The organism is Streptomyces sp. RLA123, from assembly GCF_056270165.1.
Genome location: NZ_JBWDOR010000003.1, coordinates 6,351,740 through 6,366,578, shown reverse-complemented (window position 1 = coordinate 6,366,578; position 14,839 = coordinate 6,351,740). Strand labels below are relative to the sequence as shown.

The 14,839-nt window shown below is 73.3% G+C and carries 13 protein-coding genes; 2 read left to right on the top strand and 11 right to left on the bottom strand.

Features of this window, described 5'->3' with window-relative positions; all coding sequences use genetic code 11:
* The first annotated feature begins 15 nt into the window (after positions 1-15).
* Entirely contained in the window at positions 16-225 is a 210-nt protein-coding gene (locus tag RV983_RS29070; RefSeq protein WP_475988673.1) for a DUF1918 domain-containing protein, read from the top strand.
* Between the two features lie 63 nt (positions 226-288).
* Here RV983_RS29070 and RV983_RS29065 read toward each other — a convergent pair whose 3' ends face one another.
* The gene (locus tag RV983_RS29065) at positions 289-1,527 is read right to left on the bottom strand and encodes a glycoside hydrolase family 10-like protein (protein WP_475988672.1); all 1,239 of its coding nucleotides are present in this window, start codon (positions 1,525-1,527) and stop codon (positions 289-291) included.
* 283 nt (positions 1,528-1,810) lie between these two features.
* Here RV983_RS29065 and RV983_RS29060 point away from each other — a divergent pair, with 283 nt between their 5' ends.
* Positions 1,811-2,674: a 3-hydroxybutyryl-CoA dehydrogenase gene (locus tag RV983_RS29060; RefSeq protein ID WP_475988671.1), complete on the top strand. Its 864-nt coding sequence runs from the start codon at positions 1,811-1,813 to the stop codon at positions 2,672-2,674.
* Here the strand turns inward: RV983_RS29060 and RV983_RS29055 are convergent.
* The 10 genes from RV983_RS29055 to infC form a co-directional block, all read right to left on the bottom strand.
* Entirely contained in the window at positions 2,665-5,310 is a 2,646-nt protein-coding gene (locus tag RV983_RS29055) for an ATP-binding protein (RefSeq protein ID WP_475988670.1), read from the bottom strand. The two genes, RV983_RS29060 and RV983_RS29055, sit on opposite strands and share 10 nt — an antisense overlap.
* A 68-nt stretch (positions 5,311-5,378) precedes the next feature.
* Entirely contained in the window at positions 5,379-5,672 is a 294-nt protein-coding gene (locus RV983_RS29050) for a hypothetical protein (protein WP_475988669.1), read from the bottom strand.
* A gap of 138 nt (positions 5,673-5,810) precedes the next feature.
* Entirely contained in the window at positions 5,811-6,983 is a 1,173-nt protein-coding gene (locus RV983_RS29045) for a PP2C family protein-serine/threonine phosphatase (RefSeq protein WP_475988668.1), read from the bottom strand.
* A 259-nt stretch (positions 6,984-7,242) separates the two neighbouring features.
* Complete coding sequence (gene pheT / locus RV983_RS29040) at positions 7,243-9,747, bottom strand: phenylalanine--tRNA ligase subunit beta (RefSeq protein ID WP_475988667.1); 2,505 nt, start codon at positions 9,745-9,747, stop codon at positions 7,243-7,245.
* Positions 9,747-10,880 (bottom strand): phenylalanine--tRNA ligase subunit alpha, encoded by a 1,134-nt coding sequence (pheS, locus tag RV983_RS29035; protein ID WP_475988666.1) that lies wholly within the window; start codon positions 10,878-10,880, stop codon positions 9,747-9,749. The genes pheT and pheS overlap by 1 nt, the downstream gene beginning before the upstream one ends.
* 134 nt (positions 10,881-11,014) lie before the next feature.
* Positions 11,015-12,151 carry a sensor histidine kinase gene (locus RV983_RS29030; RefSeq protein WP_475988665.1) on the bottom strand — a complete coding sequence of 379 codons (1,137 nt, stop codon included), beginning with the start codon at positions 12,149-12,151 and terminating at the stop codon, positions 11,015-11,017.
* 43 nt (positions 12,152-12,194) lie between these two features.
* Positions 12,195-13,028 carry a TrmH family RNA methyltransferase gene (locus RV983_RS29025; RefSeq protein ID WP_475988664.1) on the bottom strand — a complete coding sequence of 278 codons (834 nt, stop codon included), beginning with the start codon at positions 13,026-13,028 and terminating at the stop codon, positions 12,195-12,197.
* Between the two features lie 116 nt (positions 13,029-13,144).
* Positions 13,145-13,528 (bottom strand): 50S ribosomal protein L20, encoded by a 384-nt coding sequence (rplT, locus tag RV983_RS29020; RefSeq protein ID WP_328917020.1) that lies wholly within the window; start codon positions 13,526-13,528, stop codon positions 13,145-13,147.
* A 100-nt stretch (positions 13,529-13,628) separates the two neighbouring features.
* Complete coding sequence (gene rpmI / locus RV983_RS29015; protein ID WP_319662038.1) at positions 13,629-13,823, bottom strand: 50S ribosomal protein L35; 195 nt, start codon at positions 13,821-13,823, stop codon at positions 13,629-13,631.
* 129 nt (positions 13,824-13,952) lie between these two features.
* Positions 13,953-14,612 (bottom strand): translation initiation factor IF-3, encoded by a 660-nt coding sequence (infC, locus tag RV983_RS29010; RefSeq protein ID WP_475990492.1) that lies wholly within the window; start codon positions 14,610-14,612, stop codon positions 13,953-13,955.
* Between the last annotated feature and the right edge of the window lie 227 nt (positions 14,613-14,839).

The following is a 14,839-nucleotide window of genomic DNA, read 5'->3' as shown; positions in this document are numbered from 1 at the left end:
CCAGGAGGTCGACCGATGCACGCGAACAAGGGTGACCACGTCAGGCAGCACGGCCGTGTCGTGGGCCAGCACGACAAGGTGGCCGAGATCGTCGAGGTCATGGGCAAGAGCGGAGAGCCGCCGTACCGGGTGCGGTTCGAGGACGGGCACGAGTGCATCCTGTCGCCCGGACCGGACTCGACGGTGGAACACGAACGCGGCGCGACCCCCACCCCCCAGCCGTAGCGCCGCGCCCTCCTCCTACCGCACCGGAGGGACCGCGGCCGCCGACGCGCGGCCGCGGTCCTTCTAGCGTGCCCGGACGCGGGTGGGGTAGTGGTCCTGGACGACGCGGCTCATCGCGCCGATGGGATCGGTGACGACCTCCTTGGCGGAGAAGAAGATGTTGCCGCGCACCTCGGGGTAGTCGGCGGTCAAGGTGAGGTGCCGCGACAGCTCCCCCGGGTCCTGCCAGGCCTGGGCCTCGCCGGCGCCGCCGGCCCGGTACAGGGCCTCTCCGATGTAGAGCTGTGTGCCGGTGCCGGCCACGACGTCGGACCACCAGGGCACCAGGGTCGCGTAGTCGGCGATCTCGAAGCCGATGTTCCAGTACACCTGGGGGGCGATGTAGTCGATCCAGCCCTTGCGCACCCAGCCCCGGGTGTCGGCGTACAGGTCGTCGTACGTCTGGACGCCGCCGCGGGTGTCGGAGCCGCGCGGATCGGTGGTGCCGTTGCGCCAGACCGCGAAGGGGCTGATGCCGAACCGGGCCGAGGGCCGCAGGCGCTTGATGCGGGCGGCGGTCTCGCTCACCAGGAGGTCGGTGTTGTGGCGCCGCCAGGCGGCCCTGTCGGCGAAGCCGTCGCCGTACCGCTCGAAGGCCTCGTCGTCGGCGAACGCCTTCCCGGCCGCGGGATACGGATAGAAGTAGTCGTCCCAGTGGACGCCGTCGACCGGGTAGCGGCGCACCGCGTCCAGCATCGCGTCCTGGACGAAGGCGCGGACCTCGGGCAGACCGGGGTTGTAGTAGAGCTTTCCGGCGTACGGGAGTGCCCAGCCGGGGTTGCGCACGGCCGGGTGCTCGCGCGAGAGCCGGGACAGGTCGGCGTGGTTGGCGACCCGGTAGGGGTTGAACCAGGCGTGCAGTTCCAGTCCGCGCGCGTGCGCCTCCTCCACGGCGGTGCCCAGCGGGTCCCACCCGGGGTCGCGGCCCTGGACGCCGGTCAGGTACTCCGACCAGGGCTCGTACGGGGACGGCCAGAACGCGTCCGCGGTGGGCCGGACCTGCATGACCACGGCGTTCAGCCGCCGGTCCACGGCGGTGTCGAGGTAGTCCAGCAGTTCGCCGCGCTGCTCGTCGGGCGTGCCGCCGCGGGCCGACGGCCAGTCGCGGCCCCCGACCGTGGCGAGCCACATGCCGCGGAACTGCGGCAGCCCGGCGGCGCCGCCCGCCGGGCCGGCGGCGGCGGACGCGTCCGCCGCCGTCAGCGCCGCGGAGAGGGCGCCCGCCGCACCGGCGGCGAAGGCCCTGCGTGAGAGGTGAGCCATCCGTTCCCCCTGATGATCCGTCACTTCGGCCGATCATCCGGCGAACCGGCCGCCCCGGGCAAACCGTGCCGGGCTCCGGCGTGTCCCCGGGCGCCCCTGTCCGGCGGCTCCTTCTCGGCCGGACGAGGGGTCTGACGTGCGACCCGGCGGGCGACTTGGCGGCCGCCGTCGCACCGGCGCACCGGAGGCCTCCGGTGGTCCACCCGGGTGTACTGTCGATCGGGCTGGTCCGGTCCGTACCACGGTCCGGGTCTTCGTCTCGCGATCAGGGAGAGGCTGGGCGTTGAACGACGACATCCGTTTTGTCGGTGTGGTGGGCTGTGGCCAGATGGGTGCGGGCATCGCCGAGGTGTGCGCCAGGGCCGGGCTGTACGTCCGGGTCGCCGAGACCACCGGCGAGGCCCTGGAACTGGGCCGCACGCGCCTGACGACGTCGCTCGCCAAGGCCGCCGAGCGCGGCAAGATCACCGAGGAGGAGCGCGACGCGGCGCTGGAGCGCCTCAGCTTCACCACCGACCTCGGCGACTTCGCGGACCGCGACCTCGTCATCGAGGCCGTCGTGGAGAACGAGCAGGTCAAGACCGAGATCTTCCAGGTCCTCGACCAGGTGGTGACCCGCCGCGACGCCATCTTGGCCTCGAACACCTCCTCCATCCCGCTGGTGAAGCTCGCCGTCGCCACCTCGCGCCCCGAGCAGGTGCTCGGCATCCACTTCTTCAATCCGGCCCCGGTGCAGAAGCTCGTCGAGCTGATCCCGGCGCTGACCACCGACGGCCAGACGCTGGTGCGCGCCGAGAAGCTGGTCACCGACGTGCTGGGCAAGCACCCCATCCGCGCCCAGGACCGCGCGGGCTTCGTGGTGAACGCCCTGCTCATCCCGTATCTGCTGTCGTCCGTCCGGATGTTCGAGTCCGGCATCGCCAGCCGTGAGGACATCGACAACGGCATGGAGATGGGCTGCGCCCACCCGATGGGCCCGCTCAAGCTCGCCGACCTGATCGGCCTGGACACCGTGGCCTCGGTCGCCGACTCGATGTACGACGAGTTCAAGGAGCCGCTCTACGCCGCTCCCCCGCTGCTCCAGCGCATGGTCGACGCGGGCCGGCTGGGCCGCAAGAGCGGCCACGGCTTCTACGACTACGCGTAACCCGGGGCTCCCGTCGCCGTCGGGGGGCTCCCGCCCCACCGGGCCAGCTCGGCACGGGCCCTGGCCTCCATCGGGGCCGCGCCCACGGCCGAGCTGATCTCCAGGGCCTCCGTCAGCGCTCCGCGCGCGGCGGCGGCCCGGCGCGGGCGGCGTTCGGCGGCGCCCAGCACGATGAGGGTGCGGGCGAGGTCGATCGGCAGGGACCGCCCGCGCAGCCGCGTGACGGCGGACCGGATGCGGGCGATGCCCCGCTTGTGGTGGCCGAGGGCGGTCTCCCGCAGCCCCTCCGCCCGTTCCAGGGCCGCGACCACACTCACGGGCGGACGTGTCCCGGCGCGGCGGCGCGCGGCGCGCAGCACCTCGGCGGCGGCGTCGGTGTCGCCGAGGATGGCGCTGGCCTCGGCGAGGTCGCCGTACCAGCGCAGCAGGACCGGGTCGCAGATGCCCATCGTCTCCCCCAGCCGCCGTACCTGCCGGAGGGTGTCCACGGCCGCGGCGGTGTTCTCCCGTCCACCGGCGAGCAGTTGGGCCCGGCCGCGCACGCCCAGTGCCCGCAGCAGGAACAGCTGGTCGCCGTCGGTCATGCAGGCGCGCACGGTGCGGTCGGCCAGTTCCAGGGCGCGGTCCAGCCGGCCGCCCGTGGTCTCCGCGAGCGTGGCGGCGTAGAGCACCGGCGGGGAGTCGCTGCCCACGCGGACCGGGAGGACGCCGCAGCGGGCCACGTTGTCCATGGCCTCGCGGCAGCGCCCGGACCTGACCTGGATGCGGACCAGCGCGACGAGGGTGGCGGCGGTCTCCTCCACGGAGACGTACTCGCCCGGCCTGTCGAGGAGCCCGGCCATCTCGTGTTCGGCCTCGTCGATACGGTCGGCGTCGGCGGCCAGCAGCGCCCGGGTGCGCACGAGTTCCCGGGCGCCCGGCTCGTCGGCGGGGCCCAGCAGCGCCATCGCCTCGGCCAGCGCGGACTCCGCGGCGTCGGCCTCGCCGTGCAGGGCGTGCAGCCGGGCGAGCAGGGCCAGGGCGGCCACCCGGGTGTCGGCGGCGACGCCGCCTGTGGCCGGGCCGGTCTCCGGTGCCTGGTGGGCGGCGCGCCGCGCGTGCGCGGCGGCCTGGGCGGGACGGCCGCCGATCAGATGCCGCACCGCGGCCCAGTGGTGCAGACGGGCCTCCAGCTCCGGGTGCCCCTCGGCCTCGACCAGCCCGTCCGAGATGAGCCGCCCGGTGCCGCCGAGGGCCTGTCCGGCGTTGCCGAGCATGATCAGCCGGGCCCTGACGCGCTGCGGGGCGGAGGCCGCCTCGGCGAGTACGGTCTCCGCGGAGCGGTCGGCGTCGGCGCGCAGGCCCGCGTCGCTGGCGTACTCGGCGGCGGCCAGCAGCCGTTCCGCGCGCTCGGCGGGGCGGTCGGCGGGGGTGCGGCGCGCGGCCAGCGCGGCCAGTTCGGCGGCGGTGGCGGGGGCTCCGCGACGGCGGGCGGACCCGGCGGCTGCGGTGAGGGTGGCCGCGGTGGTCTCATCGGCGTGCGGATGGGCCAGGGCCAGGTGGCGGGCGTGCTGGACGGGCTCGGGGACGGCGCGGGCGAGCAGCTTGTGGGCCGCCCGGCGGCCGCGCTCGGGGGCGTCGGCGTAGACCGCCGCACGGATCAGCGGATGGTGGAAGCGAATCGTTTCCTCGGCGTCGGCGACGGCGACGCCGAGCGCTTCCGCGGTGGCCAGGTCGCCCGCCGGGTCCGGGATGCCGGCGGCGGTCAGCAGCGGCAGCGTGGGGCGGGCCGCGGCGGAGGCGACCAGCAGCGTCTGCCGGGCGGAGGCGGGCAGCAGCCGTACCCGGTCCAGGAGCAGGTCGCGCAGCCGGGGCGGCACGGACAGGGTGTCGCCGGCCCCGGCGGGCATGCCGTCGCGCACGGCCGCGACGCCGAGCTCGATCGCGTAGAGCGGATTGCCCGCGGCGGTCTCCTGGATCGCGCGCAGCGCGTGCTCGGGGAGCTGCCGTCCGGTGCGCTCCAGCAGCAGGTCGGCCACCTCGCCGTCGGCGAGCGGGGGCACGGGCACGGTGGTGGTCCCCGGCGGGCAGCAGCGCAGGCCGAGCGGCTCCTCGCCGTCCGTGACACGCTCGGCGGCCAGGAAGCGCACGGGCGCCTTGTCGTACAGGCGCCGCAGGGCGACCGAGAGGACTTCGGCGCTCGGCATGTCGAGCCATTGCAGGTCGTCGACGACGATGAGAACCGGGCCGGCCGCGGACAGCGCCCGCAGGAGGTCGACGGCCGCGTCGCGCACGGCCAGCCGGCTCTGCGGGGAGACCGGCTCACCGCCGCGCAGCAGCGCGGCGCGCAGAGCGGCGCGGGGTCCTTCGGGCAGCCCGTCCACATAGGCGTCCGGGACGCGGGCGAAGAGGTCCATCAGCGCCACGAAGGGGAGCTTGGCGTCCTCCTCGACGGGGGCGCAGCGCAGCACGGTGCCGCCGGCGGACGCCGCCCCGGCCGGAGCGGCGAGCTCGTCAGGAGCGGTCAGGGCGGTCAGGGCGGTCAGCAGCGCGGACTTGCCGATGCCCGCGGATCCGTGGAACAGGACGCCCGGACCGGCGGTCAGCTGTGTCCGGGCATGGTCGAGGATCTCCCGACGCCCGATCAGGGACGGCATATGCACATGACAACGTTTGTTCAACTATCTTGTCAATGGCGGGAGTCGGCCTGGCAGCGAGGTATCGGTCACGCCACCCCGTCGGGATCGGGGAGCAGCACGACACGGTGGGCGTTGGCCTCGGCCGCGACCGTCGCGTCGCACGCGGCGACCACGGTGATGCCCGCGGCCGCGACCCGGCGCAGTTCGTTCCAGGCGCCGTCGCTGATGACGGTGGTCGTCACGGCGGGACCCCGGTGCCAGGGCGCGTCGTTGAGCGCGTGCTGGAGCGCGGAGCGCTGCGGGCCGGGCGGGCCGACGACGGCGATGAGTTCTCCCGCGGGCGCGGACAGCGCGACGTCGGTGGCGGTCGGTGGTGCCATGCCGGCCCCTCTGCTCGGTTCTCCTCGGGTGACACCCCTTGTGCGCGCGTGCGCGACACCTGTGCGACGCATAGACACAAAGCGGGCAATGAGCATTTCGCTCACGGATCGACCAAGGTGTACCAAGGATGGGCACGATCAGACGCGCGGCACTCCGGGACGCCGGGTCACGGTCCGGGCGCCGTACGCCAGTTCGGGTACGCGCGGCGCGTCCCGGTGCAGCACGAGCAGCGCCATGTCGTCGGTGAGACGGCCGCCGGTGTGCCGCATGAACGCGGCGCGCACGGCGTCCACCAGGGCCCGAGCGCACAGGGTGCGGCCGCCCGCCGCGCGTGCGGCCCCCTCCAGTGCGGCCGTCAGCGGGAAGAACGCCCCGCCCGCGTCACGGGCGTCCGCCACGCCGTCGGTGTGCAGGAACAACGCCTGGCCGGGCAGCAGCCGACCGCAGCGCACGGCCTTCGCCCCGGCGGCCGCGTCCACCAGCCCCAGGGGCGGCAGCGGCTCCCCCGCCTCCAGCGGCACCGCCAGGACCCTGCCGGGAAGGTCCGCCGACAGCCGGTACGGTCCGGGGTGGCCGCAGTTGAGGACGTCCACTTGGCCGTCCTCGTCGAACTGGAGCAGCATCAGGGTGACGAACTCCTCTGTGGCGAACGGGCGTTCCCTGATGTTCCGGGCGAGCGCCCGGTCCATCCGCACCAGCAGCCCGCCGAGTTCCGGCTCGTCGTACGCGGCCTCCCGGAAGGTGCCGAGCAGCGCCGCGACGGTGCCGATGGCCTCCAGCCCGTGACCGCGCACGTCGCCGATGACGGCGCGCACGCCGTACGGCGTGGCCAGGACCTCGTACAGATCGCCGCCGACGTCGGCCCCCCGGCTGGCCGACACATGGTCGGCGGCGACCGTCAGGCCGCTCACCCGCTGCGGGAGCGGGCGCAGCAGCACCCGCTGGGCGGCCAGGGCTACCTCCCGGGTGCGTGTCAGTTCGGCCGCGAGCCTGCCCCTGCGGTCGGCCAGCCAGAAGCAGGCCACCAGCACCGCGACCACCGCCACCGCGGCACCGGGCCGCGGCCTGCCCGGCCCCGGTACGAAGAGCGCGGCCACGGCCAGCCCGCCGCTCACCGCGACGCACCGTCGCCGTCCGGTGCCGGCGCAGGCGAGCGCGGGCGCCGCCGCGACGCCGGGGATCCAGTCGTTCCCGCCGGGCAACCCGCAGGCCAGCCCCACCACGGCGGCCACCCACGCTCCCGGCCACACGAGCAGCAGCCAACCCCGCACCCGGCCCGTCATCGCCATGGCCACCCTGGGTCCGATCATGCCGCCGGGCTCCCCCTCGCAGCCGTCGCTCCCGCGTCGAGCGGGGCTGGTTCGCCCATGATTCTGTCGACCACCCGGCCGGGATCCACCCCCTCGCCGGCCAGTTCACCCGATCGTGCGACGTGACCCTTATGTCGCCCGGTCGGGGGTATTGGGGTTGATCGTCCCCGCCCCGTGTGCCCCGCACCGCCCGCATACGCCCGCGGGGCGCCCCCGGTGATCCGGGGGCGCCCCGCGCGCGGGCTCGGGCAGCCTGCTTCTAGGCGCCGCGCAGAGCGGCGCCCGTGCGCTCGGCGGCGACGGCGACCGCGGCGTCGCGGGCCGCGGAGGCCTCCTCCGCGGTCAGCGTGCGGTCGGGGGCCCGGAACCGCAGCGAGTACGCCAGCGACTTCTTCCCGGCGCCGATCTGGTCACCGGTGAAGACGTCGAACAGCCGCAGGGCCTCCAGCAGCCCGCCGGCACCGGACCGCAGGGCGGTCTCGACGTCGGCGGCCGGGACGGAGGCGTCCACGACGAGCGCGACGTCCTGGGTGGCCACCGGGAAGGTGGACACCGTGGGGGCCGCCACGACGCCCGTCGAGGCGCGCTCCAGGCGGTCCAGGTCCAGCTCCATGGCGGCGGTGCCCTCGGGCAGGTGCATCGCCTTGATGACCCGGGGGTGCAGTTCGCCCGCGTTGCCGATGAGCACTTCCTCGCCGTCCACGACGGCCAGCAGCGCCGCGCAGCGGCCCGGGTGGAACGGGGCGTGCCGGTCCTGGCGGACGATCAGCTCGACACCGGCCTCACGGGAGACGATCCGCCCGGCCTCGACGGCCTCGGCCCAGGTCGCGGCACGGCCCTGGCCCCACCAGCCGGCCTGCTCGCGCGCGCCCGACAGGACGACGGCGACCCGGCGGGGCTGCCGCGGAAGGGCGGCGTCGAGCGCGGCGATCTCGGCGTCGGTGGGACGCCGGTCGACCGGCAGCCGCGGCGGCGCGGGCTCCTCGCCGCTGGGGCGGAAGACCAGACCGGTCTCGAAGAGCGCCAGGTCGTGCGCACCGCGCCCCACGTTGCGGCGCAGCGCGCCGAGCAGGCCGGGGAGCATGGTCGTACGGAGCGCGGGCTCCTCGTCCGACAGCGGGTTGGCCAGCCTGACCGTGATGCGGCGCGGGTCGTCCGCGTCCAGGCCGAGCTGGTCGAAGACGCCCTCACCGACGAACGGGTAGTTCTGCACCTCGACGTAGCCCGCCCCGGCAAGCGCCCGGCCCACCCGGCGGCGCAGCTTCTGCGACTCGGTCAGGCCCCGGCCGGACGGCAGGTGCGGCAGCGTGGAGGGCAGGTTCTCGTAGCCCTCCAGCCGGATGACCTCCTCGGCGAGGTCGTTGGGGTCGCGCAGGTCGGGACGCCAGGACGGCACGGTGACGATCAGCTCGTCGGACCCGTACACGTCGCAGCCGACCTGCTGGAGCCGGCGCACGACGGTCTCGCGGCCGTACTCCATGCCCGCCACCTTGTCCGGGTGGTCGGCGGGGATGCCGATGGTGTGCGGCGCGGAGGGCGCGGTGATCTCGGTGACGCCGGCCTCGGCGGTACCGCCCGCGAGCAGCACCAGCAGGTCCACGGTGCGCTGCGCGGCCGCGGACGCGGCCTGCGGGTCCACGCCGCGCTCGAAGCGCTTGGACGCCTCGGAGGACAGCTTGTGGCGGCGCGCGGTACGGGCGATGGCGACCGGGTCGAAGTGCGCGGCCTCGATGACGACGTCCGTCGTCGTGGCGCCCGTCTCGTCGATCTCGGTGTTGGCGCCGCCCATGACACCGGCCAGGCCGATCGGCCCGCGGTTGTCGGTGATGACCAGGTCCTCGGGGTCCAGGACCCGGACCTGACCGTCGAGCGTCGTCAGCTTCTCGCCGGGCTGCGCGCGGCGCACGCCGATCGCGCCCTCGACACGGTGCCGGTCGTACGCATGCAGGGGCTGGCCCAGCTCGAGCATCACGTAGTTGGTGACGTCGACCGCGAGCGAGATCGGCCGCATGCCCGCCTTCTGCAGCCGGCGCTGCAGCCAGACCGGCGAACCGGCCTCCGGGTCCAGCCCGGTGACGGTGCGTGCGGTGAAGCGGTCGCAGCCGACGGGGTCGGCGACGCGCACCTCGTAACCGTACGAGTTGGGGCCCGGCACGTCGAGCAGCGCCGGGTCGCGCAGCGGCCGGCCGTAGGCGATGGCCGCCTCACGGGCGACGCCGCGCATCGACAGGCAGTAGCCGCGGTCGGGGGTGACCGCGATGTCCAGCACCTCGTCGACGAGCTCCAGCAGCTCGATGGCGTCGGAACCGGCCTCGTGCTCCGGTGGCAGCACGATGATGCCGTGCGTACCGTCGTCGCCCATGCCCAGCTCGGCGCCCGAGCAGATCATGCCGTGCGAGGTGCGGCCGTAGGTCTTGCGCGCGGCGATCTCGAAGTTCCCGGGCAGCACACCGCCGGGGAGGATGACGACGACCTTGTCGCCGACGGCGAAGTTGCTCGCCCCGCAGACGATCTCCTGCGGCTCGCCGGTGCCGTTGGCGATGCCGACGTCGACGGTGCAGAAGCGGATCGGCTTCTTGAAGCCGGTCAGCTCCTCGATGGTGAGCACCTTGCCGACCACCAGCGGGCCCTTGAGCCCGGCGCCGAGCTGCTCGACGCTCTCGACCTCGAGGCCGGCGGAAATGAGCTTGGCCTGGACGTCGCGGCCGGACTCGCCGGCGGGCAGGTCGACGTACTCCCGCAGCCAAGAAAGCGGGACCCGCATCAGATCTCCATCCCGAACGGAAGGGTGAAGCGCACGTCACCCTCGACGATGTCTCGCATGTCCTCGACGTTGTGACGGAACATCAGCATGCGCTCGATGCCGAAGCCGAAGGCGAAGCCGCTGTACTTCTGCGGGTCCACGCCGCAGGCGGTGAGTACCCGCGGGTTGACCATGCCGCAGCCGCCGAGCTCGATCCAGCCCTCGCTGCCGCAGGTGCGGCAGGGCCGGTCCGGGTTGCCGACGGACTCGCCGCGGCAGACGTAGCAGACCATGTCCATCTCGGCGGACGGCTCGGTGAACGGGAAGTAGTTCGGGCGGAGCCGGGTCGTGATGTCCGCGCCGAAGAGCGACTGGACCATGTGGTCGAGGGTGCCCTTGAGGTCGGCCATCGTCAGACCCTCGTCGACGGCGAGCAGCTCGACCTGGTTGAAGACCGGGGTGTGCGTCGCGTCGAGCTCGTCGGAGCGGTACACCCGGCCGGGGCAGATCACGTAGACCGGCGCCTCGCGGCCGAGCAGCGAGCGGATCTGCACCGGGGAGGTGTGCGTGCGCAGCACGACACCGCTCTCCTGCGGATCGGCCCCCGCGGGCTTGTCGCCCTCGACGAAGAAGGTGTCCTGCATGGTCCGGGCCGGGTGGTCCGCCCAGATGTTGAGGGCGTCGAAGTTGAACCACTCGGTCTCGACCTCGGGGCCCTCGGCCACCTCGTAGCCCATGGCCACGAAGATGTCCTCGATCCGCTCGGAGAGGGTGGTCAGCGGGTGCCGGGCGCCGCGCGGTGTGCGGTCGTAGGGCAGCGTGACGTCCACCGCCTCCTCGACCAGCACGCGCTCGTCGCGCTCGTTCTCCAGCACCTCCTGGCGGGCCTTGAGCGCCTGGTTGACCGCGCCGCGGGCCTGGCCGACGCGCTTGCCGGCCTCCGCCTTGGCGTGCGGCGGCAGTGCGCCGATCTCACGGTTGGCCAGGGCGAGCGGCGCGCGGTCCCCGGTGTGGGCCACCTTGACCTCGCGCAGCGCGTCGAGGTCGGCGGCTTCGGCGATCGCGGCGAGCGCCTCGTCGCGCCGGCGCTCGATCTGTTCCGGTTTCAGTGCCTCGACCTCGACAGGGTCGTACGACTTGTTCGGTGCCGACATTTCTTCCCGTTCCGATGTGGGTGATGGCGTGGCCGACCTGCCTGCCCGACCGCTGAATGCCAAGGGTCGAGTCTATCGGGGCCACGGGGAAAGGCTGGTCACGCCCGTCGGGGCCGGTGGAGAACCACGCTCGCTCAGGCCATGAAGGCCGGCGCCCCGACGGGCAGGATAAATCGGAACTGGGCGCCCTTGCCGGGCGCACGGCCCACGATGATGGTGCCGCCGTGGGCCTCGACGATGCCCTTGACGATGTACAGCCCCAGGCCCGTGCCGCCGCGCTTGCTGCCCCGCCAGAAGCGGGTGAAGACGCGGTTCATGGATTCCTCCGGGATGCCTGGTCCCTCGTCGCTGACGGTGACCGCCGTGCCGCCCAGGTCCCGCTCGCGCGGTGATTCGGCCGGTCGGGGCGCCGCGAATACGTCAATGGTGACAGTTCCCTCGCCGTGGCGCACGGCGTTTTCCAGCAGGTTCCCGAGGATCTGGTCGACCTTGTCGGGGTCGGCCCACAGTTCCGGGAGCGGTTCCGCCACCCGGACGAGGAAGCGGTCGGGCGACTCCCCGGCGGCGACGATGGCGTCCACATGGCGCCGGATGGCGGCGACCATGTCGACCCGCTGGCGCCGCACCTCCAGTCGGCCGGAGTCGATGCGGGAGATGTCGAGCAGTTCGGCGATCAGCCTCGTGACCCGGTTCGCGTCGGCGTCGACGGTCTCCAGCATCAGCTTCTTCTGGTCCTCGGTGAAGCGTTCCCACTTCGCGAGCAGGGTGGCGGTGAAGCCTTTGACCGAGGTGAGCGGCGAGCGCAGTTCGTGCGCGACGGTGGCGATCAGGTCGGCGTGGCTGCGCTCGGTGCGCCGCCGTGCCTCGGTGCCGCGCAGCGCGACGACCAGCCGGCGCACCGGGCCGGTGGGGTGGTCGCGGACGTAGCGGGCGGAGACCAGCACCTCGCGTCCGCCGGGCAGCAGCAGGTTGCGCTCGGGCTGCCCGGTGCGCGTGGTCAGTCCCCCGTAGGGCTGGGTGAGCTGCCACCAGCGGCGGCCGTCCAGGTCCTCCAGGGGCAGTGCCCGCTCGAGGGGGAGGCCGAGCACCCGGGCGGGGTCGAGCGCGGTGATGCGGGCGGCGGCGGCGTTGAAGCAGACGACCAGCCCGCGCTCGTCGGCGACGACGAGGCCGTCGGGAAGTTCGTCGGTCGTGATGCCGAACTCGGTCAGGACGGCGGTCCAGGCCGGCAGCTCGCGTGGCGCCCTACCGTCGGTCGTCCTGACGTCCATCCGCGCAACCCCCTCGCCGGGCGGTCCCCGGGGCGCCACCCTACTAGCTCAGGGTTACCGTGCGGCACCCTCCGGGAGCACGCTGCGCCCGGGCGGAGGCATAAAGGCACACCGCGGCGGCCGTGGCGAGGTTGAGGCTCTCGGCGCGGCCGTGGATGGGGACGCGTACCACCTCGTCCGCGAGTGCGCGGGTCTCCTCCGGCAGGCCCCACGCCTCGTTGCCGAAGATCCACGCGGTGGGGCCGCCCATCGTGCCCTCGTCCAGTTCGGCGTCGAGGTCGCGCTCCCCCGCGCCGTCGGCGGCCAGCAGCCGCACGCCGGCCCCGCGCAGGCCGCCGACCACGGTCTCCATGGGGACGCCGACCGCCACGGGCAGATGGAAGAGGCTGCCGGCGGAGGCGCGCACGGCCTTGGGGTTGTACAGGTCCACCGAGGCGTCGGTGAGCACGACCGCGTCGGCGCCGGCCGCGTCGGCGCAGCGCAGCACGGTGCCCGCGTTGCCGGGGTCGCGCACGTGGGCCAGGACGGCGACCAGCCGCGGCCGGGCGCGCAGGATCTCCTCGAACGGGGTGTCCAGGAAGCGGCAGAGGCCGATGACGCCCTGCGGGGTGACGGTGTCCGACATCTCGGCGACGACCTCGTCGGTCGCGGTGAACACCGGCACACCGGCGGCCAGGGCGGAGGCGACGATGCCGGCGTGGCGCTCCGCGGCCTCGAGGGTGACGTAGACCTCGACGAGATGGGCCATCGCCTCGCGCACGGCCTGCGGTCCCTCGGCCAGGAAGCGGCGCTCCTTGCCGCGGAAGCTGCGCTTGGCGAGGCGGTGTGCCGCGACGACGCGCGGGGATCGCAGGGATGTCAGCTCGGGGCCGGCCATGGGGGTGCACTCACTTCGGTCGGGTCTGGCGGGCTTGCGGGGGCAGCCCGCGACGGCGCCCCGGAACACACCTCGGACCCGCAGGCACGCGGCCTGCGGGTCCGGAAGAGCGTGGGTCAGGCCGCCTTCGGGGCGTTGACGTCGCTCGGCAGGGCCTTCTGGGCCACCTCGACCAGCGTGGCGAACGCGTTGGCGTCGTTGACGGCCAGCTCCGCGAGGATCTTCCGGTCCACCTCGACGTTGGCGGCCTTCAGACCCTGGATGAAGCGGTTGTAGGTGATGCCGTTGGCGCGGGCAGCGGCGTTGATGCGCTGGATCCACAGCTGACGGAAGTCGCCCTTGCGCTTCTTGCGGTCGTTGTAGTTGTAAACGAGGGAGTGGGTGACCTGCTCCTTCGCCTTGCGGTACAGGCGGGAACGCTGGCCGCGGTAGCCGCTGGCCTGCTCGAGGATCGCCCGGCGCTTCTTGTGGGCGTTGACTGCCCGCTTGACGCGTGCCACTTGATAACTCCTTTTGAGGGACCGCGGAAGTCGTCACACGGTCCGAAAGCGAATGGGTCCCGGTCCAGCAGCGCGCCCCCTGGTCGAAGGGGGCGTGCCGTCACTTGCCGAGAAGCTTCTTGATCTTCTTGGCGTCGGGCTTGGCCAGGACGACCGTGCCGGTGAGGGCGCGGGTCTTCGATGACGGCTTGTGCTCAAGCAGGTGGCGCTTGCCGGCGCGCTCGCGGATCACCTTGCCGGAGCCCGTGATCTTGAATCGCTTGCTCGCACCGCTGTGAGTCTTGTTCTTCGGCATGCGCCGTAGTCTCCTCGTCGCTGGCCCTCCCGCCCGCCCGGGGGCGGACGGAGAGCGTCAGTCCTTCATTCCTTGCCCGGAGCGGTGCTCCGGGCCCTGGCATCGCCGCCGGACACCGGTCCGGAAGCGTCAGCCGGCGTCGGCGGGAGCGTCCTGCTGCTGCTCCTGCTCCTCACCGAGCTCGTCGGCGGGGTCGAACTCGTCGTCCGGGCTGCCCGGCAGGCGACCGGCCTTGCGGGCGGCCTGCGCCTCGCGGGCCTCGGCCATGGCCTCGGTCTTCTTCTTGTGCGGACCGAGGACCATGATCATGTTGCGGCCGTCCTGCTTCGGCGAGGACTCCACGAAGCCCAAGTCCTGGACGTCGTCCGCAAGCCGCTGCAGCAGTCGGAAACCCAGTTCCGGGCGCGACTGCTCACGACCGCGGAACATGATCGTGATCTTGACCTTGTCGCCCTGCTTGAGGAACCGGACGACGTGACCCTTTTTGGTGTCGTAGTCGTGCGGATCGATCTTCGGCCGGAGCTTCATCTCCTTGATGACCGTGTGCGCCTGGTTCTTGCGCGCCTCACGGGCCTTCATGGCCGACTCGTATTTGAACTTGCCGTAGTCCATGAGCTTGCAGACCGGCGGGCGTGCTGTCGCCGCCACCTCGACCAGGTCGAGGTCGTACTCCTGCGCAAGCTCCAGTGCCTTGGCAAGCGGCACGATGCCGACCTGCTCGCCACTGGGACCGACGAGTCGCACCTCGGGGACGCGAATCCGGTCGTTGATGCGGGGCTCGGCGCTGATGGGGCCTCCTCGGTAGCACCACGCGGCTGACTGGCCGACAGCCGCGTAACATCTCTGTCGTTGGTTCCGCCCGGAAGAAGGCGCAAAAAACGCCCCTACCGGGTCACAGGCGGGCTCCTCACAACCGGGAGCACCGCCGCGGAATTCCCCGCGGGGCGCGTCGGGTACCGCGCCCTCGTCGAGGACGCGCCACCTGACCGGTGACCCGCCGACCTCAAGGGCCGGCA

Bases quoted from the DNA above. Each gene is read 5' to 3' on its own strand.
- RV983_RS29070 (WP_475988673.1), top strand. From the start codon at position 16: ATGCACGCGAACAAGGGTGACCACGTCAGGCAGCACGGCCGTGTCGTG.
- RV983_RS29065 (WP_475988672.1), bottom strand. From the start codon at position 1,527: ATGGCTCACCTCTCACGCAGGGCCTTCGCCGCCGGTGCGGCGGGCGCC.
- RV983_RS29055 (WP_475988670.1), bottom strand. From the start codon at position 5,310: ATGCCGTCCCTGATCGGGCGTCGGGAGATCCTCGACCATGCCCGGACA.
- RV983_RS29050 (WP_475988669.1), bottom strand. From the start codon at position 5,672: ATGGCACCACCGACCGCCACCGACGTCGCGCTGTCCGCGCCCGCGGGA.
- RV983_RS29045 (WP_475988668.1), bottom strand. From the start codon at position 6,983: ATGATCGGACCCAGGGTGGCCATGGCGATGACGGGCCGGGTGCGGGGT.
- pheT (WP_475988667.1), bottom strand. From the start codon at position 9,747: ATGCGGGTCCCGCTTTCTTGGCTGCGGGAGTACGTCGACCTGCCCGCC.
- pheS (WP_475988666.1), bottom strand. From the start codon at position 10,880: ATGTCGGCACCGAACAAGTCGTACGACCCTGTCGAGGTCGAGGCACTG.
- RV983_RS29030 (WP_475988665.1), bottom strand. From the start codon at position 12,151: ATGGACGTCAGGACGACCGACGGTAGGGCGCCACGCGAGCTGCCGGCC.
- RV983_RS29025 (WP_475988664.1), bottom strand. From the start codon at position 13,028: ATGGCCGGCCCCGAGCTGACATCCCTGCGATCCCCGCGCGTCGTCGCG.
- rpmI (WP_319662038.1), bottom strand. From the start codon at position 13,823: ATGCCGAAGAACAAGACTCACAGCGGTGCGAGCAAGCGATTCAAGATC.